General features: G+C 68.1%; 19 protein-coding genes. 14 read left to right on the forward strand and 5 right to left on the reverse strand.

Annotation, left to right across the window (positions count from 1 at the left end; translation table 11 throughout):
- Window positions 1-34: 34 nt before the first annotated feature.
- Genes KF707C_RS12295 through KF707C_RS12310 form a run of 4 tightly spaced genes read left to right on the forward strand, consistent with a single transcriptional unit; the run spans window position 35 to window position 3,340 of the window.
- The gene (locus KF707C_RS12295; RefSeq protein WP_003454058.1) at window positions 35-1,336 is read left to right on the forward strand and encodes an MFS transporter; all 1,302 of its coding nucleotides are present in this window, start codon (window positions 35-37) and stop codon (window positions 1,334-1,336) included.
- Window positions 1,333-2,001, forward strand: coding sequence for a DsbA family oxidoreductase (locus tag KF707C_RS12300; RefSeq protein WP_003454057.1), 669 nt, complete (start codon window positions 1,333-1,335; stop codon window positions 1,999-2,001). Before KF707C_RS12295 ends, KF707C_RS12300 begins: the two co-directional genes overlap by 4 nt.
- Window positions 1,998-2,333 (forward strand): Rieske (2Fe-2S) protein, encoded by a 336-nt coding sequence (locus tag KF707C_RS12305; RefSeq protein ID WP_003454056.1) that lies wholly within the window; start codon window positions 1,998-2,000, stop codon window positions 2,331-2,333. Before KF707C_RS12300 ends, KF707C_RS12305 begins: the two co-directional genes overlap by 4 nt.
- A complete protein-coding gene (locus KF707C_RS12310; RefSeq protein WP_003454055.1) occupies window positions 2,330-3,340 on the forward strand; it encodes a YeiH family protein in 1,011 nt (336 codons plus the stop codon). Before KF707C_RS12305 ends, KF707C_RS12310 begins: the two co-directional genes overlap by 4 nt.
- Before the next feature lie 205 nt (window positions 3,341-3,545).
- Here KF707C_RS12310 and KF707C_RS12315 read toward each other — a convergent pair whose 3' ends face one another.
- The gene (locus tag KF707C_RS12315) at window positions 3,546-4,550 is read right to left on the reverse strand and encodes an AraC family transcriptional regulator (protein ID WP_003454053.1); all 1,005 of its coding nucleotides are present in this window, start codon (window positions 4,548-4,550) and stop codon (window positions 3,546-3,548) included.
- Between the two features lie 375 nt (window positions 4,551-4,925).
- On the opposite strand from KF707C_RS12315, the gene KF707C_RS12320 reads away from it, so the two are divergent.
- The 7 genes from KF707C_RS12320 (at window position 4,926) to KF707C_RS12350 (ending at window position 13,976) form a co-directional block, all read left to right on the forward strand.
- A complete protein-coding gene (locus KF707C_RS12320) occupies window positions 4,926-5,486 on the forward strand; it encodes an RBBP9/YdeN family alpha/beta hydrolase (RefSeq protein ID WP_003454050.1) in 561 nt (186 codons plus the stop codon).
- A 127-nt stretch (window positions 5,487-5,613) separates the two neighbouring features.
- Window positions 5,614-7,530, forward strand: coding sequence for a DUF1302 domain-containing protein (locus tag KF707C_RS12325; RefSeq protein WP_003454048.1), 1,917 nt, complete (start codon window positions 5,614-5,616; stop codon window positions 7,528-7,530).
- A 40-nt stretch (window positions 7,531-7,570) separates the two neighbouring features.
- Window positions 7,571-8,929, forward strand: a complete 1,359-nt coding sequence (locus KF707C_RS12330; RefSeq protein WP_088191634.1) for a DUF1329 domain-containing protein — start codon at window positions 7,571-7,573, stop codon at window positions 8,927-8,929.
- 66 nt (window positions 8,930-8,995) lie between these two features.
- The gene (locus KF707C_RS12335) at window positions 8,996-10,048 is read left to right on the forward strand and encodes a WD40/YVTN/BNR-like repeat-containing protein (RefSeq protein ID WP_003454046.1); all 1,053 of its coding nucleotides are present in this window, start codon (window positions 8,996-8,998) and stop codon (window positions 10,046-10,048) included.
- Window positions 10,049-10,065: 17 nt separating this feature from the next.
- A complete protein-coding gene (locus KF707C_RS12340; protein ID WP_003454045.1) occupies window positions 10,066-12,513 on the forward strand; it encodes an efflux RND transporter permease subunit in 2,448 nt (815 codons plus the stop codon).
- Between the two features lie 146 nt (window positions 12,514-12,659).
- Entirely contained in the window at window positions 12,660-13,013 is a 354-nt protein-coding gene (locus tag KF707C_RS12345; RefSeq protein WP_003454043.1) for a DUF3302 domain-containing protein, read from the forward strand.
- 3 nt (window positions 13,014-13,016) lie between these two features.
- Window positions 13,017-13,976 carry an HlyD family secretion protein gene (locus KF707C_RS12350; RefSeq protein ID WP_003454041.1) on the forward strand — a complete coding sequence of 320 codons (960 nt, stop codon included), beginning with the start codon at window positions 13,017-13,019 and terminating at the stop codon, window positions 13,974-13,976.
- 7 nt (window positions 13,977-13,983) lie between these two features.
- On the opposite strand, the gene KF707C_RS12355 is transcribed toward KF707C_RS12350, so the two are convergent.
- The 4 genes from KF707C_RS12355 to KF707C_RS12370 form a co-directional block, all read right to left on the reverse strand.
- Window positions 13,984-14,880, reverse strand: a complete 897-nt coding sequence (locus KF707C_RS12355) for a polysaccharide deacetylase family protein (RefSeq protein ID WP_003454039.1) — start codon at window positions 14,878-14,880, stop codon at window positions 13,984-13,986.
- On the reverse strand, window positions 14,880-15,737 hold the full coding sequence (locus KF707C_RS12360; protein WP_003454038.1) for a GNAT family N-acetyltransferase: 858 nt from the start codon (window positions 15,735-15,737) through the stop codon (window positions 14,880-14,882). The genes KF707C_RS12355 and KF707C_RS12360 overlap by 1 nt, the downstream gene beginning before the upstream one ends.
- A gap of 75 nt (window positions 15,738-15,812) precedes the next feature.
- Window positions 15,813-16,211: a hypothetical protein gene (locus tag KF707C_RS12365; RefSeq protein WP_003454036.1), complete on the reverse strand. Its 399-nt coding sequence runs from the start codon at window positions 16,209-16,211 to the stop codon at window positions 15,813-15,815.
- 34 nt (window positions 16,212-16,245) lie between these two features.
- Window positions 16,246-17,043, reverse strand: coding sequence for an alpha/beta fold hydrolase (locus tag KF707C_RS12370; RefSeq protein ID WP_003454034.1), 798 nt, complete (start codon window positions 17,041-17,043; stop codon window positions 16,246-16,248).
- 219 nt (window positions 17,044-17,262) lie between these two features.
- Here KF707C_RS12370 and KF707C_RS12375 point away from each other — a divergent pair, with 219 nt between their 5' ends.
- From KF707C_RS12375 to KF707C_RS12385, 3 genes are all read left to right on the forward strand, one after another.
- Window positions 17,263-18,300, forward strand: a complete 1,038-nt coding sequence (locus KF707C_RS12375; protein ID WP_003454024.1) for a GlxA family transcriptional regulator — start codon at window positions 17,263-17,265, stop codon at window positions 18,298-18,300.
- A 423-nt stretch (window positions 18,301-18,723) separates the two neighbouring features.
- A complete protein-coding gene (locus KF707C_RS12380; protein WP_036993356.1) occupies window positions 18,724-21,555 on the forward strand; it encodes a multicopper oxidase domain-containing protein in 2,832 nt (943 codons plus the stop codon).
- 18 nt (window positions 21,556-21,573) lie between these two features.
- Window positions 21,574-22,554, forward strand: coding sequence for an SCO family protein (locus tag KF707C_RS12385; RefSeq protein ID WP_003454021.1), 981 nt, complete (start codon window positions 21,574-21,576; stop codon window positions 22,552-22,554).
- The last annotated feature ends 215 nt before the right edge of the window (window positions 22,555-22,769 follow it).

The raw sequence follows: 22,769 nt of genomic DNA on the forward strand, positions 1-22,769 counted from the left end.
AACAAGAAACGCACAGACCCCAGGTACCCACGTCATGGCTTTTCATCCCGCTGCCGCCTCGGCCGAGTTCGACGACTCGACCGTCAACGTCCCCCGCACCTACGCCTGGGTGGTCTTCGCCCTGACCTTCGGCCTGCTGATCTCCGACTACATGTCCCGGCAGGTGCTCAATGCGGTGTTTCCCCTGCTCAAGCACGAATGGGCCCTGAGCGATTCCCAGCTCGGCCTGCTCAGCGGCATCGTCGCCCTGATGGTGGGGTTGCTGACCTTCCCCCTGTCGCTGCTGGCCGACCGTTGGGGCCGGGTGCGCAGCCTGGTGCTGATGGCCACCCTCTGGAGCCTGGCCACCCTCGGCTGCAGCCTGGCGGACAACTTCCAGCACATGTTCATCGCGCGCTTCTTCGTCGGCGTGGGCGAGGCGGCCTACGGCAGCGTCGGCATCGCCGTGGTGCTCTCGGTCTTCCCCCGGCACCTGCGCGCCACCCTGACCGGGGCCTTCATGGCCGGCGGCATGTTCGGCTCGGTGCTGGGCATGGCCCTGGGCGGCGTCCTCGCCGAGCACCTGGGCTGGCGCTGGGCGTTCGCCGGCATGGCCCTGTTCGGCCTGCTGCTGGCCAGCGTCTACCCCCTGGTGGTGAAGTCGTCGCGCATTGGCTGCACACCGAAAACGGCGGGCGAGGGCGGAGCCTGCAGGCAACCGCTGAAAAGCCTGTTCGCCAGCCGCTCGGTGGTCTGCGCCTATATCGGCAGCGGCCTGCAGCTGTTCGTCGGCGCCGCCGTGATGGTCTGGTTCCCCAGCTACCTGAACCGCTACTACTTCATGGACACCGACCAGGCCGGCGTGGTCTCGGCCATCATCGTGCTGGCCGGCGGCACCGGGATGATCCTCTGCGGCATCCTCAGCGACCGCCTGTGCCGCAACGCCCCGGACCGAAAGATCGCCCTGGCCATCGGCTATTGCCTGCTGAGCTGCGTCCTGCTGTTCCTGGCCTTCCAGCTGCAGCCGGGCCTGGTCCAGCTGGTGATCATCGCCCTGGGCATGCTGGTGGCCACCGGCACCTCCGGCCCCGCCGGTGCCATGGTGGCCAACCTCACCCATTTCTCGGTGCACGGCACCGCCTTCGCCACCCTTACCCTGGCCAACAACCTGCTGGGCCTGGCCCCCGGGCCCTACCTGACCGGCGTGCTGGCCGACCGCCTCGGCCTGGACCACGCCTTCCAGCTCATTCCCCTCATCAGCATCGCCGCCGCCCTGGTGTTCTTCTACGCCAAGCGTCACTACCACCGTGACATCGCCCGGCTGGCACCGCTGATGGCCCAAGGAGACCCGTCGTGAAAGCCCTGTCCATCGAGATGTCCTTCGATTTCATCTGCCCCTGGTGCCTCATCGGCAAGCGCAACCTGGAAAAGGCCCTGGCCTCCCTGGCCGCGAGCCGCCCCGAGGTGCCGGTACATGTGCAGTGGCGTGGCGTGCAACTGCTGCCGGACCTGCCCGTCGAGGGCGTGCCCTTCGCCGAGTTCTACCGGCGCCGCCTGGGCAGCGAGGCGGCGGTGAAGGCCCGCCAGGCCCAGGTGCAGGAGGCGGCCTACCACGCCGACGTGGACATCGACCTGGCGCGCATCCGGCGCATGCCCAACACCGCCAATGCCCATCGCCTGCTGGAGCGCGCGGCGGAGCGGGGCAGCCAGACCCAGTTGAACGCTCTGCTGGAGGGGCTGTTCGCCGCCTACTTCCAGCAAGGCGAGGACCTGGGCGACCGCGACCTGCTGCTGAAACTCGCCCGTCGTTGCGGTTTCGACCCTGAGGTCCTGGCCCCGGTGCTGTCCGACGAGGGCCGTCCCTATGTCGGGCGCGTGGCCGTCCCCGACAACCGCGCGGTGCCGTCCTTCGTCCTCGACGGCGCCATCTCCCTGGCCGGCGCCCAGCCGTCCTGGCTGATGCTGGCCCAGTTGCACCGCGCCCTCGAGGCCCGTGGCGGCGCGGAGGCGCGAAGCGCATGACCCGCCTGCTGGAAGTCCCGACGGACAAGGTCCCGGCGCCCGGGAGCCGCAGCCTGATCCACCATGAAGGCGGCTGCGTGGTGCTGTTCAACCAGGACGGCGCGCTCTACGCCCTCGACGATGCCTGCCCGCACAACGGCGCCTCGCTGTTCTGCGGACGCCTGCAGGGCCGGCTGCTGCAGTGCCCGGCCCACGGCCTGCGCTTCGACCTGGCCAGTGGCCGCGTACCCGGCGTCACCGGTTTCGGCGCCACCACCTACGCCCTGGAGGAGCGCCAGGGCCGCCTGTTCATCGATCTGTCCCGGCGCCGCGCCGAGGAGTGCCTGCCATGACCGCCCTGTCCATCAGCGCGCTGGGGTCGCGCAGCCGGGTGCTGATGCCCGGCATCATCGTCAGCGCCATGGTCGCCGCCGCGGCCACCTTCCTCTCCGAGCACTACGGCGCCCCGGTGATGCTCTTCGCGTTGCTGCTGGGATTGTCGGTGAATTTCCTCGCCGCCGACGGCGTCTGCAAGCCGGGCATCGAGTTCACCGCCCGCGAGGTGCTGCGGGTCGGGGTGGCGCTGCTGGGCCTGCGCATCACCCTGGAGCAGATCGCCTCCCTCGGCTGGCAGCCGGTGGCCATGGTGGTGGCGCTGGTGGCGATCACCATCCTCCTGTCGGTGGCGGTGGCGCGCCTGCTGGGGTTCAACAGCCTGTTCGGCCTGCTCACCGGTGGCGCCACCGCCATCTGCGGCGCTTCGGCCGCCCTGGCCCTGGCGGCGGCGCTGCCGTCCCATCCGCAGAAGGAGCGCGCCACGCTGTTCACCGTGATCGGCGTATCGGCCCTGTCCACCCTGGCGATGATCCTCTACCCGATGATCGCCCAGTCCCTGGGCCTCTCGCCGCTGCACGCGGGGCTCTTCATCGGCGGCACCATCCACGACGTGGCCCAGGTGGTCGGCGCCGGCTACAGCATGGGCCACGAAACCGGCGACAGCGCCACCGTGGTCAAGCTGATGCGGGTGGCCATGCTGCTGCCGGTGATCCTCTGCGCCGCCATGATCACCCGCGCCCGAGGCGCCGAGCCGGGCAGCAAGCGGCCGCCGTTGCTGCCCTGGTTCGCAGTGGGCTTCTTCATCCTGGCCGCCGTCAACAGCACCGGCTTCATCCCGGAGCTGGTGCAGCAGGCGGGCAACGAGCTGTCCCGCTGGTGCCTGGTGATCGCCATCAGCGCCCTGGGCATGAAAACCCAACTCAAGGAACTGGCCTCGGTGGGCATCAAGCCGATCCTGCTGATGGTGGGGGAGACCGCCTTCCTCGCCGTCCTGGTGCTGGCGATGCTGCACTGGGGGTTCTGACCCTGACTCCTGCTCCCGGCAACGGGGGTCATCGACGCCTGCCACAGCGGGCCTTCACCGCACCGGAGCCTCGTGGATCGGGCTCCCGGCGCGGTTTTTTTTTGCAAGCGGCGGCCACAACACGCGGTGAAGCTTCTTAGGGTGCGCCGTGCGCACCAACACTCCCGCGTGGAGTAACGCTGCGCATGACTCGCCGGAAACGGCGTCATTCCTCGGGTTTGACCTGGTGCTCCCTTCGCCAGGCCGCCGGGGCCATGCCGAACTGGGTGGTGAACCAGCGGGTGAAGGAGCTGGGCGCCGAGTAGCCGAGCAGGTCGGCGACGCGCGCCAGGGAGTAGCGCGGGTTCTCCATGTAGCGCAGCACCAGGTCGCGGCGCACGTCGTTGATCAGGTCGGAGAAGGTCACTTCGCTCTCTTCCAGGCGACGCTGCAGGGTGCGCACGTTCATGCCCAGGGACTGGGCGATCTGCTCGATGGTGGCGCGGCCCATGGGCAGCAGCAGGTAGATGGCCTTGCGCACGTCGTTCAGGGTGGATTGCGGGACTGCGCCGGGCAGGGTTTCCACCAGGCGGCGGGCGTGGCGGGCCATGGCCGGGTCGGCGAGGGGGTTGGCCTTGTCCAGGTCGGCCGCCTGGCAGACGATGCCGTTGAACTCGCTGCCGAACTCCACCTTGCAGCCGAATACCCGCCGGTGCAGCTGCAGGTCCGGCGGCGCGTCATGGGTGAAGTTCACCGACAAGGGGCGCCAGCCCGAGCCGAGCAGGGCGCTGCACATGCGGAAGAGCACGCCGATGGCCAGTTCGATGCCCTGGCGAACGGACATGGGCGGGTCGGTGATGATGTCCTCCCGCAGCACCACGGTCTTGCCCACCTCATCCACGAACAGCGCCAGGGATTCGTTGAGCAGGTGGCGGTATTGCACGATGGTGTCCAGGGCGTCCCGCAGGGTGGGCTGATGGGACAGCAGCAGGCTGATGGCGCCGAAATCCGACAGTTGGCGGGATTCGGCCATGCGCAGGCCGAAGGTGGGGCAGCCGCTGGCGCGGGCCGACTCCTCCAGCAGGGTCACCGCCGCCGAGGTGGGCAGGCGCTGTTCGGGATTCTCCATCAGGGCCTGGCTGAGGCCCACCTGGCGCAGCAGTTGCGCGGGGTTGAGGCCCAGGTGCTGGGCCACCTCGATGTAGTTGGTCAGGGACGCGGCGCGAACCATTGGGGTCATGTCTATCGCTGCACTCTTGTTGTGCCGGAGCGGGCCATCGGGGCCACTGCCGGTCGTTCTTGTCGTCTAAAGCGAAGTGATTCAGGCGTCGGGGATGGTCAGTGAAATTGTCTTTCATGACAACGCCTGGCCATGTCCCCGAACGGACCCCTAGTGAGTAAAGCCAATCCACGGAAACAGGCCCAGGCCGCGAGCGGCGAGGCCCACAGTTCGGGATGGCCGGGGGAAGGGGCGGTCGGGCTGTCATGAAATGCGAAGTGCCTGACGCCCTATGAAAAGCGACCCACCCCTGGCGTCCCTAATGTAGGCATCACCAAGAACCTGAGGACGCGCTGGCCAGCCCAGCGACCGCATCAAGGTGATGACGTGAAAGACGACCGCACAACCATCCTTATCGTCCCCGGCCTGCGCGAGCACGTGCCGGAGCACTGGCAGACCCTGCTTGCCGCGAAGCTGCCCAAGGTACGCAGCGTTCCTCCGCTGGAGCGGGACAAGCTGAGCCTGCCGGCACGGGTCGAGGCCATCCAGCACGAGCTGGAGCGGATCGACGGCCCGGTCATCCTGGTGGCCCACAGCGCCGGCGTACTGATGGTGGTGCACTGGGCGGCGCGTTACCAACGTCCGATCAAGGGCGCGCTGCTGGCCACGCCGCCGGACCTCGACGCCACCTGGCCGGACAACTACCCCAGCCCCACGACCCTGCGGGAGAACGGCTGGACGCCGCTGCCGCGCCAGCCGCTGCCTTTCCCCAGCCTGCTGGCCGCCAGCGACGACGACCACCTCGCCAGCCCAGGGGCCGTGCGCCGCATGGCCATGGACTGGGGCTCCACCCTGGTGGAGCTGGGCAGCGTCGGCCACCTCAACCCGGCCTCGGGTTACGGCGAATGGCCCCGGGCACAGCAACTGATCCAGGTGCTGGATCACTGATCCGGCACGACGAACCACGCCCGGGAGCCGGGCGAGAGGGGCGCGCGGTGATGCAACCAGCCGCACGCGGACCAGGCAGGGAGCTCGACCAGGGTTGCGTCATTACAACAAGAAGCGGAGCCAACGCATGAAGAACAACAACCCGCAGGCCCACCTGCGCAAGTGCCTGCTCGCCTCGGCCATCGCCGCCGGACTGGGTATTCCCGCCGCGCAGGCCTTCGAGGTCGACACCGGGAATCCGGACTGGAGCATTCGCTTCGACAACACCCTGAAGTACAACTACGGGGTGCGGACCGAAAGCGCCGACAAGACCCTGCTGGCGACGCCGAACAACAATGACGGCGATTACAACTTCCGTCGCTCCGGCACCAACATCACCAACCGCGTTGACCTGCTGACCGAATTGGACGTGATCCACGGCGGCAACAAGGGCTTCCGCGTCAGCGCCGCCAGCTGGTACGACAAGGCCTACGACAACACCGGTTCCAACTCCAACCCCTTCGTCAACGGCAACGATGCCTTCTCGGCCATCGTCGGCCAGCCGGGAACCGGCAGCGCCGGGTTCGGCAGCCCGCACCTGTCCAACTACGCCCAGCGCTACTACAGCGGCCCGTCCGGCGAGATCCTCGACGCCTTCGTGTTCTACAGCACCGAAGTCGGCGAGGAGTCCCTGTTCAGCATCAAGGCCGGCCAGCACAACGTTTACTGGGGCGAGACCCTCCTCAACCCGGTTCATGCCATCAGCTACGGCCAGTCCGGCCTGGACCTGGCCAAGCTGGCCGCCGCCCCCGGCACCGAGGCCAAGGAGCTGTTCGTTCCGCGCAACCAGATCTCCGCCTCCTTCACCCTCAATCCCGAGCTGACGGTGGCCGCCCAGTACTTCCTGGAGTGGGACGCCGCGCGCCTGCCCGAGGCCGGCACCTACTACGGCAGCTCGGACCTGGTGGGCTTCGGTGCCCAGTCCTTCCTCCTCGGCCACACCGGCGGTCCCGGCCTGGCCGGTCCCAGCGGCACCCTCACCACCATCCGCCGTGGCCACGACTACGAGCCGGACAAGCGCGGCGACTGGGGCCTGATGCTCAAGTGGTCCCCCGAATGGCTGGACGGCACCCTCGGCGCCTACTACCGCGAGACCTCGGAGATCCTGCCGCAGGCGGTGCTGGACGGCACCGGGCTTACCGCAGCGGGCGCCGGCGGCCCCATCGCCAACGTGCGCAACTCCATCAGCACCACCAGCTACCAGTTCGCCTACGCCGACGACATCAAGATCCTGGGCCTGAGCCTGTCCAAGGACATCGGCGGCGTCAGCGTGGCCAGCGACCTGAACGTTCGCCACAACATGCCGCTGGCGAGCATCCCGGCCATCCTCAGTGACGCAGGCCCCGGTGGCCTGGCCGCCGGCCTCGGCCTGCTGCCGGCGCGGGTGCCCGGCACCGGCGTGATCACCGACGTGCCCCAGGACGGCGACAGCCTGAGCGCCACCGGCGACACCCTGCACTGGACGATCAATGGCCTGATGGCCATCGGCGACACGCCGCTGTTCGATGCCGCGTCCCTGCTGGGGGAGCTCTACTACAGCAACCTGCTGAAGCTCGATAGCCACAACGAGGCGCTCTACAAGGGCAAGGACAGCTATCGCGGCATCGACAAGCCCACCCGCGACAACTGGGGCCTGGCGGTGAACTTCACCCCCACCTGGTACCAGGTCTTCCCGGGCGTCGACCTTTCCGCCCCGATGTCCGTCAACGTCGGCCTGGACGGTGTTTCCCCGGTCCAGGGGGGCGGCGCCGAGGACACCGGCAACTACTCGGTCGGCGTCGGCGCGGCCATCTACAACCAGTACTTCGTCGACCTGAAGTACGTGGATTCCTTCGGTGATGCCGAGAAATGCCAGGACGGCGCCACCGACGGCTCGACACCCAACGCACTGGACGCCACTCAGCGCTACACCTGCTACGCGGGGGGGTACTCCTCCTTCTCCGGCGGCGGGGCTACCACGGAAGACCGTGGCGCGGTTTACCTGACCTTCAAGACCACCTTCTGATAATCCCCATCGCTCGAAGAACGAGCAGGAGACCTACGAGATGAAATTCGTGAAAAGTCTGATGGCGGCTTCCCTCGCGGTGGCCATTGCAGGTGCCGCCCAGGCCGCCGTTTCCCCTGAGGAGGCCGCAAAGCTGGGCACCAGCCTGACCCTGGTGGGTGCCGAAAAGGCCGCCAGCGCGGACGGCTCCATTCCCGCCTACGAGGGTGGCCTGACCACCGCCCCGGCAGGCTTCAAGGCCGGCGACAGCATGCGCCCGGACCCCTTCGCCGATGAGAAGCCGGTGCTGGTGATCGACGGCAAGAACGTCGACCAGTACAAGGACCTGCTGAGCGCCACCACGGTCGAGCTGGCCAAGCGTTATCCGGGCTTCCGCGTCGACGTCTACCCGACCCACCGCACCGTCGCCATGCCCCAGGCGGTGCTGGACAACGCGGTGAAGAACGCCACCGGCGCCAAGTCCAGCAACGGCGGACTGGCCATCGAGAACGTGCTGCCGGGCGTGCCCTTCCCGATTCCCCAGTCGGGCGCCGAGGCCATGTGGAACCACCTGCTGCGCTACCAGGGCGTGACCATCAACTCCAAGTACGACTCCTGGAACGTGGATGCCGCCGGCGTCGCCACCCTGGCCACCACCGGCCAGGCCTTCATCAACTACCCGATCTACCAGGACCTGTCCCAGCCCATCAACGATACCGACGTGTATTACCAGATGAAGCTGTACTACACCGGCCCGGCCCGCCGTGCCGGCGAGGCCATCATGCTCAAGGACGCCGCCAACGCCGTGGAGCAGCCGCGCCGCGCCTGGCAGTACCTGCCCGGCCAGCGCCGGGTGAAGCTGGCGCCGAACCTGGCCTACGACACCCCCAACCCCGGTACCGCCGGCGCCGGCACCTACGACGACGTGTTCGTCTTCAACGGTGCCCTGGACCGCTACGACTGGAAGCTGGTGGGCAAGCAGGACATGATCGTGCCCTACAACACCTACAAGCTGACCTACGCCCAGGATCCCAAGGCCCTGACCACGCCCAACCACCTCGCGCCCGACCAGGTGCGCTGGGAGAAGCACCGGGTCTGGGTCGTCGAAGGCACCCTGAAGTCGGGCGCGCGCCACATCTACGCCAAGCGCCGCTTCTACCTGGACGAAGACAGCTGGGTGGCCCTGGCCTCCGACCAGTACGACGCCCGTGGGCAGATCTACCGTGGCTCCTTCGCCTTCCTCAGCCAGAGCTACGACAAGCAGGTGCCCGACACCACGCCCTTCGTGATCTACGACCTGGTGGGCAACTCCTACAACATCAACGGCATCGTCGGCCCCTACGGCGGCATCCGTTACATCGAGCCCCTGGCCAAGTCCCAGTGGGCCGCCGAGTCCCTGGCCGGCGCCGGCATTCGCTGAGCCAGGTGGGTTGCCGCCCCTTCGAGTGTGGGGGCGGCAACCACTTTTCTTTCAGAGGACCTCCCCATGATTCCCTTCACGTTCATCGCCCTGGGCCTGGCCCTGGCGGCGGGCACCTGCGGCGCCGCGCCCCTGGTGGATGTGCTCGACTTGCCGGCCGCCCGCAGCGAGCTGGCGGTGCGCAGCCCCTTGCTGGACCTGGCCCAGGCCGGGTCGCGGCTGGTCGCCGTGGGCCAGCGCGGCCACATCCTCTATTCCGACGACCAGGGCCGGAGCTGGAACCAGGCCCGCGTGCCCGTCAGTTCCGACCTGACCGCGGTGCACTTTCCCACGCCCACCCAGGGCTGGGCCGTGGGCCACGATGGCGTGGTGCTGCACAGCGACGACGGCGGCGCCAGCTGGGTCCGGCAACTGGATGGTCGCCAGATCGGCCGCCTGGTGCAGGATTTCTACGCATCCCGCGCGGACGCGGCGCAATGGCTGGACGAAGGCCGGCGGCTGGAGCAGGACGGGGCCGACAAGCCCTTCCTCGACCTCTGGTTCAGCGACGAGCGCAATGGTTTCGTCGTGGGCGCCTTCAACCTGATCTTCCGCACCCGCGATGGCGGACAGAGCTGGGAGCCCTGGCTGGACCGCACCGACAACCCCTCGGCCTACCACCTCGGCGCCATCGCCAGCGACGGCGAGGGGCTGTACATCGCCGGCGAACAGGGCCTGCTGCTGCGCCTGGACCCGGCCGGCGAACGTTTCACCGCCCTGGCCTCGCCCTACGCGGGCAGCTACTTCGGCCTGGTCGCCGAGCCCGGCGTGCTGCTGGTCCACGGCCTGCGCGGCCACGCCTACCGCAGCCACGACGGCGGCGACAGCTGGAGCCCGGTGGACACCGGACTCAACGCCAGCATCACCGCATCGGCGAAGGATGGGGCAGGGCGCCTGTACCTGTTCAGCCAGACCGGCCAGGCGCTGGTCAGCGCGGATAAGGGCGCACACTTCCAGCCCCTGGACCTCGGCCAGCCCGTGCCGGTCTATGGCGCGCTGGTGTCCGCCGATGCCGGACTGCTGCTGGCGGGCGCGCGTGGCGTCGTCCTACGTCCCCTGGCTCCGGCCCAACAAGAATAAGAGAGAGGCGATTCCCCATGGGTGCCATGAAAGAAGGCGTGATGCCGATCATCCAGAACCTCGAAGATTTCGATCCCCGGAGCGGCAACCTGCTGGAGCGCCTGGTGTTCAACAACCGGCTGCCGTTCATGCTCGGCATCCTGCTGGTCACCCTGGTGCTGGGCTACATGGCCCTGACCCGATTGGAGCTGCGTCCCAGTTTCGAGAAGATGATTCCCCAGGGGCATCCCTACATCCAGAACTTCCTGGAGAACCGCAAGGCCCTGCGTGGCCTGGGCAACAGCGTGCGGGTGGTGGTGGAGAATCCCCGTGGCGACATCTTCGATCCGGCCTACCTCGACGCCCTGAAACAGATCCACGACGAGCTCTTCCTCACCGACGGCGTCGACCGTGCCTGGATGAAGTCCCTCTGGGCGCCTGGCGTGCGCTGGACCGAGGTGACCGAGGAGGGTTTCCAGGGTGGCCCGGTGATGCCCGACGGCTACGACGGTTCGCCCGCCAGCATCGAGCAGCTGCGGCAGAACATCGCCCGCGCCGGCATCGTCGGCAGCCTGGTGGCCAACGACTTCAAGTCCACCATGCTGGTGGTGCCCCTGCTGGATCGCGCCAGCGCCGGCAGCCACGGCGTGGACTACCACGCCTTCTCCCGCACCCTGGAAGACCAGCTGCGCCTGCGCTTCGAGTTCCAGGGCGACCGGGCGGCCCAGGCCTCCGGCGAGGAGGGGCAGGGCGCCATCAAGGTCCGGGTCATCGGCTTCGCCAAGCTGGTGGGGGACCTGATCGACGGCCTGATGCGGGTCATGGTGTTCTTCGGCCTGGCCGTGGTCACCGCCTTCTTCATCATCCTGGCCTACACCCGCTGCCTGCGCAGCAGCCTGCTGGTGATCCTCTGCTCCTTGCTGGCGGTGGTCTGGCAGCTGGGGATAGTCGCCTGGATGGGCTATGCGCTGGACCCTTATTCCATCCTGGTGCCTTTCCTGATCTTCGCCATCGGCGTGTCCCACGCCACCCAGAAGATGAACGGCATCATGCAGGACATCGGCCGGGGCACCCATCGCCTGGTGGCGGCGCGCAACACCTTCCGCCGCCTGTTTCTCGCCGGGGTCACCGCCTTGCTGGCCGACGCCGTGGGCTTCGCCGTGCTGATGCTGATCGACATCCCGGTGATCCAGGACCTGGCCATCACCGCCAGCATCGGCGTGGCGGTGCTGATCTTCACCACCCTGCTGATGATGCCGGTGGCGCTGTCCTATACCGGGGTCGGTGCCCGCGCCGCCGAACGTGCCCTGCGCATCGACTCCAACGCCGAGGCGCACAAGGGCTTCGGTCATGTCTGGGACTTCCTCGACCGCTTCACCGAGCGGCGCTGGGCATTGCCCACGGTGGCGCTGGCCCTGGCCATGGGCGTGGGCGGTTTCCTGGTGAGCCTGAACCTCGAGATCGGCGACCTGGACGCCGGCGCCCCGGAGCTGCGCCCGGACTCCCGCTACAACCGTGACAACGCCTACATCACCAGCCATTACGCGCTGTCCAGCGACCTTTTCGCGGTGATGGTGAAGACGCCGCCGGAAGGCTGCCTGAACTACCAGACCCTGATCCAGGCCGACCGCCTGGCCTGGGCCCTGCAGCAGCACCCGAACGTGCAGGCCACCAGCTCCCTGGCCAACGCCGTGCGGCAGATCACCGCCGGCACCTACGAGGGCAACCCCAAGTTCCTCAGCGTGCAGCGCAACCAGGACGTGCTCAACTACGCGGCCCAGCAGGCCTCGGTGAACACCCCCGAGCTGTTCAATACCGACTGCTCGCTGATGCCGGTCATCGCCTTCCTCAAGGACCACAAGGCGCAGACCCTGGACGAGGTGGTCGCCATCGCCGAAGGCTTCGCCGCCGAGAACAGCGGGCCGGACCGGCAGTTCCTTTTGGCGGCGGGCAGCGCGGGCATCGAGGCGGTGACCAACAGCGTGGTCCGCGAGGCCAACCGCACCATGCTGTTCTACGTCTACCTGGCGGTGACGGTGTTCTGCCTGATCACCTTCCGCAGCTGGCGGGCGACCCTGGTGGCGCTGCTGCCCCTGGTGCTGACCTCCATCCTCTGCGAGGCGCTGATGGTGGCCATGGGAATCGGCGTCAAGGTAGCGACCCTGCCGGTGATCGCGCTGGGCGTGGGCATCGGTGTGGACTACGCGCTCTACCTGCTCAGCGTGCAGCTGCAGTTCCAGCGCCAGGGGCTGCCGTTGGCGCTGGCCTACAAGCGTGCGGTGGCCTTCACCGGCCGCGTGGTGGGGCTGGTGGGCATCACCCTGGCGGCCGGCGTCATCACCTGGGCCTGGTCGCCGATCAAGTTCCAGGCCGACATGGGCATCCTGCTGACCTTCATGTTCCTCTGGAACATGGTGGGGGCGCTGATCCTGATTCCGGCGCTGTCCCATTTCCTCCTGCGCAACAAGGCCGTCGAGCCCGCCTGAAACGGCCCCTGCAGCCTGGGCAAGTTGGACTAATCTGGAGTGCGAGGGGCGCGAAAACCGGGTGGGAAACCCGGGCCGCGCCCCGACCCTCGAAGCGTCTGCAGGCCCGCCCCCAGTGGTCAGGGCCTCCATCAGGAAGATCCAGCATGCTCGATTACATCGCCCTCGGCATTCTCTGCTTCGCGGCTGTCGTGTTGTTCTACGGAATCATCGTCCTGCACGACATCCCCTACGAGATCGCCGTCCACCGCAACCATCCCCACCAGGACGCGATCCATGCGGCCGGCTGGGTCAGCCTGTTCACCCTCCACGCCTTGTGGCCCTTCCTCTGGATCTGGGCGATGTTGTACCGCGAGGACCGGGGCTGGGGATTCTCCACCGACAAACCGGGAGGGGCCGGCGTCGCCGACCTCGCCCAGGAGCTGGCGGCATTGCGCCAGCGCGTCGAGCAGCTGGAAGGCCAGCGCAACGCCGGCGCCGAAGCGCCCCGGGAGGAATGAGCCATGGACCTGTTGCTGATCCTCACCTATGCCTCCATCTGCATCGCCATCTTCAAGATCTTCAATATCCCGCTGAACAAGTGGACCGTCCCCACCGCCGTGCTGGGCGGGGTGGTGCTGATCGGCGCGCTGATCTTCCTGATGAACTACAACCACCCCTATTCGGAGGTGGCGCGGACCTACTTCGTCTCGGTGCCCATCGTCCCCGAAGTGTCCGGCGAGGTCATCGAAGTGCCGGTCAAGCCGAACCAGCTCCTGGCGGCGGGCGATGTGCTGTTCCGCATCGATCCCACCCCCTTCGAGAACCGCGTCAGGTCGTTCAAGGCCCAACTGGTCGCGGCCCGCGCCGACCAGTCCCGCGCCCGTGAGCTGGCCGCACGCAACGTCGGCAACCGCCGTGACGTGGACCTGACCACGGCGCGGGTGGAAGACCTGCAGGCGCAGCTGAACATCGCCCAGTTCGAACTGGACAACACCGTGGTGCGGGCGCCCAGCAAGGGCTTCGTCACCCATGTCTCCCTGCGCCCGGGAGTTCGCGCGGTGAAGCTGCCGCTGCGTCCGTCCATGGTGTTCATTCCCGACGAGGGCCACTACTTCGTGGCCTGGATGCGGCAGAACAGCCAGCTGCGCCTGACCCCCGGGGACGAGGCGGAAGTGGCCTTCGACGGTATTCCCGGCAAGGTCTTCACGGGCAGGGTGAGGCAGGTGATCTCGGTGATCGGCGAGGGCCAGGTGCAACCCTCAGGGACCCTGCTGAGCTTCACCGGTTCGCCGCCCCCGGGGCGCGTGCCGGTCTCCATCGAAATCACCGACCCCGACTACGCCCAGTACGCGGCGCTGATGCCCGGCGGCTCCTACGGCCAGGCGGCGCTCTACAGCGAGCATTTCCACCATGTGGCCATCATGCGCAAGATCCTCCTGCGGATGGCGGCCTGGATGAACTACATCTTCCCCTTCCACTGACCGCGAGCTAGCGGGGAGGCTGCCCGGCGATCCAGTGCCGGGCCACGTCCTCCCGGCGGCAGACCCACACCTCCCCATGGCCCTGCACGTGATCGAGAAAGCGTGCCAGGGCCAGGGTGCGTGCGGGGTGGCCGCTGATGCGCCCGTGCAGGCCGACGCTCATCAGCTTGGGGTGGCGCTCGCCCTCCCGCCACAGCCAGTCGAAGGCGTCCTTCAGGGACTGGTAGAAGTCCTGGCCCGAGGCGAAGCCGTGGGGCATCAGGTAGCGGGCGTCGTTGTTCACCAGGCTGTAGGGGATCACCAGGTGCGGCGGTTCGCCTGGCAGCCACCACGGCAGGTCGTCGTTGTAGGCGTCGGAGTCGTAGAGGAATCCCCCTTCCTCCCGCAGCAGGCGCCGGGTGTTGGCGCTGACCCTGCCGGTGTACCAGCCCACCGGGCGCCGGCCGCAAAGGCGCTCGATCACCTCGACCGTCTGGCGGATATGGCGGCGCTCCTCGTCCTCGGCGATGGTCCGGTAGTCCAGCCAGCGCCAGCCATGCCCGGCCACTTCGTGCCCGGCGGCGGCCAGGGCGCGGCCCAGTTCCGGCACCAGCTCCAGGGCGCGGCCCACGGCGAAGGCGGTGAGGGGCAGGCCACGCTCGGCGAACAGCGCCAGCAGCCGCCAGGCGCCCGCGCGGGAGCCGTACTCGTAGAGGCCCTCGACGCTGAGGTCCCGTTCGCCCTCGCGGGCCGGTCGGCCCGACAGTTCGTGGAGGTAGGCCTCGGAGCGGGGATCGTCGTTGAGCACCGTGGATTCCGCGCCTTCCTCGATGTTCAGGACGAACTGCAGCGCCACCCGCGCCTCGCCCGGCCAGTGGGGATGGGGCGGGGCGCCGGCGTAGCCGACCAGGTCCCGGGGTTGCATCAGCCCAGCTCGAAGGTGGTGACGCCGAATACCCGCGCCTGGTCCTGCTGCGGCGGCGGGCCCAGGTACATGCGCGCGCAGCCGAAGATTTCCACCATGCCGTGGCGGCGTACCAGGGCCATGGCTTCGACATTGTTCTCCGGGGCGTCGAGGAACAGCGGCCCGCCGACGGCGAACCCGGCCAGTTGCCGGTAGAGGGCTTCGGCCACGCCGGCGTCGTCGGCGAACAGCGGCCCGATCTTGCAGCCCTCGATGCAGCGGCGCACTACGCCGAACCCGGCCAGGCGGCCCTCGCGTCGATAGCCCAGGGCCAGGGCGTCCGGCTGGGCGATCCAGCCCGGCAGGAAGGTGCCCCGGGTGGTGGAGAAGCAGGCGCGGTCGTAGGCCAGCACCTCGTCCAGGGGAAAGGCGGCCAGGGGTTCCACCGCCGCGTTGGGCGTCGCCGGCTCGGGGGTGTCCAGGCGGTAGCGCAGGTTACGGTGGGAAAACACGAAGCCGCCCTTGGCGTAGTAGTCCTGCATGGCGAAGACGCCGTCCATGCCGATGCTGGCGCCGGGGCGCAGGCGGCCGATGAGTCGCTCGCGGCGAACCTTCCAGAGGGTGTCGCCGAGCCCTCGACCGCGAAACTCCGGGCGCACGATGAAAAAGCCCATGAAACCGAACTCGCCGTTGTAGGCGGTGATGGCGCCGCCGCCGATCAGCTCGCCATCCAGCTCGGCGGCGATGAAGGCCTCGGGGTCGGTGGCCCAGAACAGCTCGGCGTCGTGCAGGCCGGGGTTCCAGCCTTCGCGGGCCGCCCAGGCCACCAGCTCGTCCAGTTCGGCGCGGGTCATGTTGCGGATCAGCAGGGACGTCATGGCGGCCACTCCGGCGAGGCGTTTCTTTGGGTATAGCGCCAACCCGGAACCCGGGCCACGAGGTCGGGACGCCGTTCAGCCGCCCAGCAGGTCGTGGGCGTCGAGGAGCCGGTAGGCGATCTCGGGGTGGTTTTCCAGTCCACGACGGATGGCGGCGGGGATGGACTGGCGGGTCTTGCGGCAGAGGCCGGGCAGCGGGTCGATGCGGATCTCGAAACCGCGCATGGTGCGCACCTCGTTGATACCGGGGGCGATGTGCAGGCGCAGGCCCAGCTGCTCGTACATGCGTTGCTGCAGACGCTCCAGGTCCTCCAGGCTCTGCAGGCGCTCCAGCCGCTCCAGCAGGCGCTTCTCTTCCTGCCGGGTCAGCAGCAGGATGCGCAGGTCGGCGCCGGGATTCTCCAGCAGCGCGTCGCGCCCGCAATCGCAGGCGCCGGGCGGGCAGGGCTGGCGGAGGGGAGGAGAGGCGGTCATGGGCCGAGCATAGCCGCCTGCGGGACGCGCCGCATCAGCGCAGGAAGTCCGCCACCGCCGCCAGCACCGCCTCGGGCTTCTCCCGATGGGGCACGTGGCCGCAGTCGTCCATCAGCAGCAACCGGGACGGACCCTCGGTGAGCTGGACGATGCGCTGGGGGTGGAGGCGGGAACCGAACTCGTCCTGGTCGCCGTGGATGACCAGCAGCGGGCAGTCGAGGGACTGGATTTCCTCCTCCAGGGTCCAGTGGGCGTAGGCGGGGGAAAGCCAGGTCTCGGTCCAGGCGTCCAGCACCCAGCGGGCCTTGTCGCCGTGGTATTTCACCAGCCGCTGCAACTGTTCGGGCTGCCGGAAGTTCTCCTTGGCGACGCGAATGCCCTCCAGGGTGTGCTCCTCGACGAAGGCCTGGGCGGCCACGGTGATCAGCGCATGGCAATGCATCCGGTGGCGGTCGGCGCAGAGCGTGGCCATGGCGCCGCCGACGCTGTGGCCGAAGGCGATGAAATCGTCGATGCCCAGCTGGTCCTTCACCGCCGGAAAGGCACGCTCCGCCTCGTCGGCGATGAAGCCGAAGGTCAGCTCGTCGGGGTGCGGGTCCGAGCGCCCGAAGCCCAGGCGGTCATAGGCCACCACCGCCTTGCCGGTGGCGGCCGCCAGCCGGGCCGGAAAATCCCGCCAGAGCTCGACGCAACCCAGGGAGTCGTGGAAGAGCACGATGGGCGCCTGATCGAAGCAGGGGCTCTGGTGATCGGGGCTCCAGATGCGCACGAAAAGCTTGCCGTGGAGGCTCTCGACACGCAGGTCCTGGGTGTGGTGGCTGGTGCTGGTCACAGGGATCTCCTTGAGAGGCGACGTTGCACAGGCTGCCAGAAATTCCCCGGTCGTGGGGTGAAGTCGGTCGAAAGAGTCGCCTTCAAGCGCCCTCGACCGGTCAGTCGACGGGCGAGTCGCATCCAGACATCTTCGGGGCGGGTGGCGGCTCACTGTCGGGTGGCGCATCGGTGGTAGGCTGCCGCTAGGATCCCGCGTGGAGTCGAAACGGGTGGTCGGATGAAGTCCTCCTTCGAAAGCGTCCTCAAAAGCAAGAACCTGGTTCACCTGGACAAGGCCCGCAATGCCGGGCTGACGCTCCCGGTGCGGCGGGTGGCCTTCGTCCTGCGCGAGCACTTCTCGATGATGGCCTTCACCGGCGCCGTGGATGCCCTGGTCACCGCCAACCTGATGAGCTCGCTGCCGCTGTTCGAAGTCAAGGTGGTGGGTGGCGCCCAGCGCCTGGTGGTGAGCGATATCGGCATCTCCATCTCCACCGACTGCACCCTGGAGGAACTCGACGAGAAGACCCAGGACATCCTGGTGGTCTGCGGCGGCTTCCGCGTGGTGCTGGAGCCCGACCCACGGCTGCGGACCAAGCTGCGCGCCGCCGATGGCGCTGGCGCGACCCTGGGCGGCCTGTGGAACGGCGCCTACTTCCTGGCCGAGGCCGGGCTGCTGGATGGCCACGAGTGCGCCTTCCACCCGGACGGCCGGGTGATGATGGCCGAGCATTTCCCCAAGGTCCGCCTCAGCAGCCGCAACCATGTGGTGGAAGCCACGCGCATCAGCTGCGCCGGCGCCAACAGCTCCCTCGGCATGATGCTCGACGTGGTGCGCGACCGCGCCAACCCCGAGCTGGTGAGCGCGGTGGAAGAGGTGCTGAGCTGCGACAAGATGAAGGACGTGGTGGACGTGTCCGTGGTCGCCATCGATTTCGACCCGACCCTGCCCAGCCCGCTGAAGATCGCCCTGGAGCTGATGCACAGCAATATCGAGGACCCCATCGAGATCGACGAGATCGCCCGCTATGCCGGCATCTCCCGTCGTCACCTCGAACGCCTGTTCCGCCGCTACGTCAATGCCACGCCGCCGCGCTACTACCTGGAGCTGCGCCTGACCCATGCGCGGCGGCTGCTGCAGAACACCAACAAGTCCCTGGTGGAGATCGCCGTGGCCTGTGGTTTCGCCACCCTGTCCCACTTCCACCGCTGCTTCCGTGGCCTGTTCGACATCCCCCCCGGCCAGTTCCGTTCGCGGGTGCAGTTCAAGGGGTGATCGCGCTCGCTCGCGAACCTTCGCTGTAGGAGCGAGCTCGCTCGCGAATGTCGCCTACTCGCGAATTTCGCCGGCAAGCCGGCTCCTACGTGGGGGTCCTTCGCCGGCAAGCCGGCTCCTGCGGCCACGCCGCGATTTCGGCTGATTGCCTGTTCCGCGAACAGGTCGCCCCTGAAGGCACAAATTTGACGTTCATTTTTGGCCGATACCATTGATGCCTGCATTTTGACCACTCGCTGAATGCGAGCTGTTTCGTCCGTTGACACATCCTGTTACACGGCGAAACATCGACATAAGGCCAATGTGCCACCACCACCCGAACCCTCTTCGATCAGGCGGACTCCAGCTGCCGGACCCCTGTCGTGCCGTGATTTTTCGAATGTGATGCCGTGGCCGTGACCGATCCAGACTCGAACCGAGGAAATGGATATGTCGACGCGCCAACCCCGGGCTCCCCGTGGCCCCCTCGTCCGCCACGGCGGGCTCGCCCTCAGCCTCCTGTGCGCCTTCGGCCTGGTGACCGCCGACGAGGGCTCCGGCTCGGGTCAGCCGCCGGCTGACGATCCTTCCGCCTTCACCGACCAGCCGAAGAAAGCGGGGGACACCCGCAAGATCCTCCAGGGCCTGGCGCCCACCAACCAGGGCGCCTTCGAGCTGGAGGGCGGGAAGGTCGGCGACCGCGAACGGGTCCTGGAGGAGAACGCCTTGCCGCCCGGCCAGCAGACGCTGTTCAACATCCCCACCAACGGCCGGCCCAGCCCCCTGTACAACGCCCAGCCCTTCAGCCAGCAGATGCTGCTGTTCGAGGCCTTCGGCCTGGAGCCGCTGGACCCGGCCGCGCCGCCGCCAAGCGCGCCTTTCCCGCAACCCAGCCTGGGCGCCGCCCCCGAGCAGGACCCGAGCGACATCTTCCGCAGCGGACCGTCGGGCGCCGACCTGGATGCCTTCCTGGGCGAGCCGGGGCTGTTTCCCTTCCCCAGCCAGTACGCCAACGTGGTGGATGCCAACCCCTGGAATCCGCTGGTGAAGGGCTTCCTCAAGCGCACCGTGCTCGGCCCGGCGGAGGGACGGCCCCCGGGCATGGGCTGGTCCCACCAGCGCTGGAACGAGTTCTACCCGCAGCAGAGCATCAAAACCGTGCAGGCGGGCGCCCGTACCAACGGCGGCGTGCGTGACGGCTACCAGCGCCACGGATACGGCCGTGGCGAGTTCGCACCCGGCGGGCTCTACTACAACACCGCCGGCCTCCCGGGCACCGAAGGCACCACGGCGGGCATCCAGGTGCGTTTCCACCCCAACATGCCGGTGCAGGACCACAACTCGGTGTGGACCTTCGATGGCACCCTGCCGCCCAAGCTGCTGATGGTGCGCTACGGCCAGCCGCTGCTGTTCCGTCATTACAACGGACTGCCCATCGACCCCGCCGCCAACCACGGCTTCGGGCTGCACACCATCACCACCCATGAACACAACGGCCACACCCCGGCGGAGAGCGACGGCTATACCAACGCCTTCTACTTCCCCGGACAGTTCTACGACTACCGCTGGCCGATCCAGCTGGCCGGCTACGACAGCATCAACACCACCGCCAGCGACCCCCGCGCGGCCTTCCCCTGCGACGCCGGGGAAATGCTCTGGGTGAACGACGAAAGCCCCGGCATGCGGCCCTGCCAGAACGGCCGGATCCAGATCCGTGGCGACTGGCGCGAGACCATGAGCACCCACTGGTTCCACGACCACATGCTCGATTTCACCGCCCAGAACGTCTACAAGGGCAACGCCGCGATGATGAACTACTACAGCGCGGTGGACCGGGGCAACGAGGCTTTGGAGGACGGCATCAACCTGCGCTTCCCCAGTGGCTCGGCGGCTTCCTGGGGCAATCGCGACTACGACGTGAACCTGATGGTGGCGGACAAGGCCTGGGATCAGCAGGGCCAGCTCTGGTTCAACCCCTTCAACACCGATGGCTTCCTCGGCGACCAGATCCTCACCAACTGGCTCTACAAGCCCTGGTTCAACGTGCGCGCCCGCAGCTACCGCTTCCGCATCCTCAACGGCTCGGTGTCGCGCTACCTGAAGCTGGCGCTGGTGCGGCAGGTGAAGGGCACCGGGGGCGAGCTGAAGGGGCCCAAGGGGGCGAACTACTCCTACGCGCGGGTGCCGTTCCACATGATCGCCAACGACGGCAACATCATGGAGCACGCGGTGCCCTTCGACGGCACCCTGGACCTGGACCACGACGGCAACCTCAAGGACCATTTCGGCATCCTGCCCAGCCAGGGCATCGCCGAGCGCTACGACATCGTCGTCAACTTCGGCAAGCACGGCATCAGGCCCGGCGACAAGCTCTACTTCGTCAACCTGCTGGAGCACGACACCGGGCAGGGCAGCAAGAAAGCCATCGACCTGGCCGACGTGCTTTCCGAGAAGTACAAGCCGGTACTCAGGCAGACCAGTCAGGGGCTCACCTGGGACAAGGGCGATCCTGGCGTCGGCAGGTTCCTCGAACTGCGGGTGCAGGCCTACAGCGGCCAGGACCTGGCGATGAACCCGGCGGACTACGAGCCGGCCAAGCCCGGCAAGGCGGCGGGCAAGGTGATGATCCCGCTGTCCATCCACCCGGATGATCCCGCCGACCAGCAACTGCTGAGCCAGGCCCGCCACCGGCGTTTCGAGTTCGGCCGCTCCAACGGCACCGACGAAGCGCCCTGGACCATCCGTACCGACGAGATTCCCCTGGTCAACAACGCCCGGGGCTTCAGCATGGACCCGCGCCGCATCGCCTCCGCGCCGCAGTTGGCCACGGGCGCCACGCCGGCCGGCTATGCGGGAGCGGGGACCCTCGAGATCTGGAAGATCGCCACCGGTGGCGGCTGGAGCCATCCGGTCCATGTCCACTTCGAGGAGGGCATCATCCTCAGCCGGGGCGGCAAGCCCCCGCCCGAGTGGGAGAAGTGGGCGCGCAAGGACGTCTACCGCATCGGCCGCGAGGAGGACAGCCTGAAGGAAGTGGAGTTCGCCATCCGCATCCGCGAATTCGCCGGGACCTACATGGAGCACTGCCACAACACCCAGCACGAGGACACGTCCATGCTGCTGCGCTGGGATGCCGAGCATCCCGGCCAGGTGCAGCTGATGCCGACGCCCCTGCCCACCTGGGACGGCGTGAAGTACGTCAAGTCGGTGGCACTGCCCACCTTCCGCGACGGCGACGGCATGGGGCCCCAGGGCACCGCTAATCTCGAGGACTGAGCACGGGGAGGGCGGTGGATGTCCAGGCGATCCGCGTTCGCGCTCATCGGCATCATCGCCCTGGTCCTGCTGGGGACGCAGGTCGGCTACCGGAGACCGGCCGAAGCGCCCGCGCCGGCCGCCGCCTGGGATGGGCGCTACTTCCCCAATATCCCGCTGACCAGCCACGACGGCCGCCAGCTGCGCTTCTACGATGACCTGATCGCCGGCAAGGTGGTGCTGGTGAACTTCATCTTCACCAGCTGCGGCGACACCTGTCCCCTGGAAACCGCGCGGCTGCGGCAGGTGCAGAAGATCCTCGGCCAGCGGGTGGGGCGGGACATCCACTTCTACTCCATCAGCATCGACCCGCTGCACGACACGCCGGAGGTGCTCAGGGCCTATGCGGAGCGCTTCCAGGTGGGGCCGGGCTGGCTCTTCCTCACGGGCGACCAGGACCAGATCAACGGACTGCGCGAACGCATGGGGCTGCTGGCCCAGGGAGACGACCCCGCTGTGCTCAAACAGCACAACCTGAGCCTGATCGTCGGCAACCAGGCCACCGGCCAGTGGATGAAGGTGTCGCCCTTCGAGAACCCCTGGATCCTCGCCGACAAGCTGGCCAACAGCCTGCGCAACTGGCAGGACGCGGCCGAACCGGGCCGGGACTATGCCAAGGCTCCGGCCATCCGCCCGCCGTCCTCCGGCGAGCAGTTGTTCCGCACCCGTTGCAGCGCCTGCCACACACTCGGCGCCCAGCCCGGCGAGCTGGCCAGCCTGCGCAGCCTCGGTCCCGACCTCGCCGGTGTCACCCGCCAGCGCGACCGGGCCTGGCTGGCCCGCTGGATCCGCGAGCCTGACCGCCTGCTGGCGGAAAAGGACCCGCTCGCCATCAGCCTCTACGAGCGCTACGACCGCGTCGCCATGCCCAACCTGCGCCTCGCCGAGGCGGATGTGGAGGCCTTGCTGGCCTACCTGGAGGGTGCGGAGGAGGGCGCGCGTCCGGTTTCGGCGCCCTGAGTCCCGCCCGTTCGCCCATCCCCGCCTGCGCGTCCCGCCGCCGGACAACCCCGTGACTCGCCTCGGTCTCAGGTATCGCGTTCCCCGATAGGTCGCATCCCAACAAGCGATTAGTCAGACACCGCGCCTGCGGTCAACCTTTGCCCATCGCCGGGTCTATCCCGCCTGGCGACGTCACCCCGGCGTTTCCAGCCCTACCGGCTCGGATTGCCTTG

Origin of the sequence: Pseudomonas furukawaii, from assembly GCF_002355475.1 — a bacterium.
Taxonomy (GTDB): domain Bacteria; phylum Pseudomonadota; class Gammaproteobacteria; order Pseudomonadales; family Pseudomonadaceae; genus Metapseudomonas; species Metapseudomonas furukawaii.

Excerpts from the sequence above, each read along its gene's own strand:
- KF707C_RS12310 (WP_003454055.1), top strand. The coding sequence starts at position 2,330 with ATGACCGCCCTGTCCATCAGCGCGCTGGGGTCGCGCAGCCGGGTGCTG.
- KF707C_RS12330 (WP_088191634.1), top strand. The coding sequence starts at position 7,571 with ATGAAATTCGTGAAAAGTCTGATGGCGGCTTCCCTCGCGGTGGCCATT.
- KF707C_RS12305 (WP_003454056.1), top strand. The coding sequence starts at position 1,998 with ATGACCCGCCTGCTGGAAGTCCCGACGGACAAGGTCCCGGCGCCCGGG.
- KF707C_RS12340 (WP_003454045.1), top strand. The coding sequence starts at position 10,066 with ATGGGTGCCATGAAAGAAGGCGTGATGCCGATCATCCAGAACCTCGAA.
- KF707C_RS12345 (WP_003454043.1), top strand. The coding sequence starts at position 12,660 with ATGCTCGATTACATCGCCCTCGGCATTCTCTGCTTCGCGGCTGTCGTG.
- KF707C_RS12380 (WP_036993356.1), top strand. The coding sequence starts at position 18,724 with ATGGATATGTCGACGCGCCAACCCCGGGCTCCCCGTGGCCCCCTCGTC.
- KF707C_RS12295 (WP_003454058.1), top strand. The coding sequence starts at position 35 with ATGGCTTTTCATCCCGCTGCCGCCTCGGCCGAGTTCGACGACTCGACC.
- KF707C_RS12365 (WP_003454036.1), bottom strand. The coding sequence starts at position 16,211 with ATGACCGCCTCTCCTCCCCTCCGCCAGCCCTGCCCGCCCGGCGCCTGC.
- KF707C_RS12335 (WP_003454046.1), top strand. The coding sequence starts at position 8,996 with ATGATTCCCTTCACGTTCATCGCCCTGGGCCTGGCCCTGGCGGCGGGC.
- KF707C_RS12350 (WP_003454041.1), top strand. The coding sequence starts at position 13,017 with ATGGACCTGTTGCTGATCCTCACCTATGCCTCCATCTGCATCGCCATC.
- KF707C_RS12355 (WP_003454039.1), bottom strand. The coding sequence starts at position 14,880 with ATGCAACCCCGGGACCTGGTCGGCTACGCCGGCGCCCCGCCCCATCCC.
- KF707C_RS12385 (WP_003454021.1), top strand. The coding sequence starts at position 21,574 with ATGTCCAGGCGATCCGCGTTCGCGCTCATCGGCATCATCGCCCTGGTC.
- KF707C_RS12360 (WP_003454038.1), bottom strand. The coding sequence starts at position 15,737 with ATGACGTCCCTGCTGATCCGCAACATGACCCGCGCCGAACTGGACGAG.
- KF707C_RS12315 (WP_003454053.1), bottom strand. The coding sequence starts at position 4,550 with ATGGTTCGCGCCGCGTCCCTGACCAACTACATCGAGGTGGCCCAGCAC.
- KF707C_RS12325 (WP_003454048.1), top strand. The coding sequence starts at position 5,614 with ATGAAGAACAACAACCCGCAGGCCCACCTGCGCAAGTGCCTGCTCGCC.
- KF707C_RS12375 (WP_003454024.1), top strand. The coding sequence starts at position 17,263 with ATGAAGTCCTCCTTCGAAAGCGTCCTCAAAAGCAAGAACCTGGTTCAC.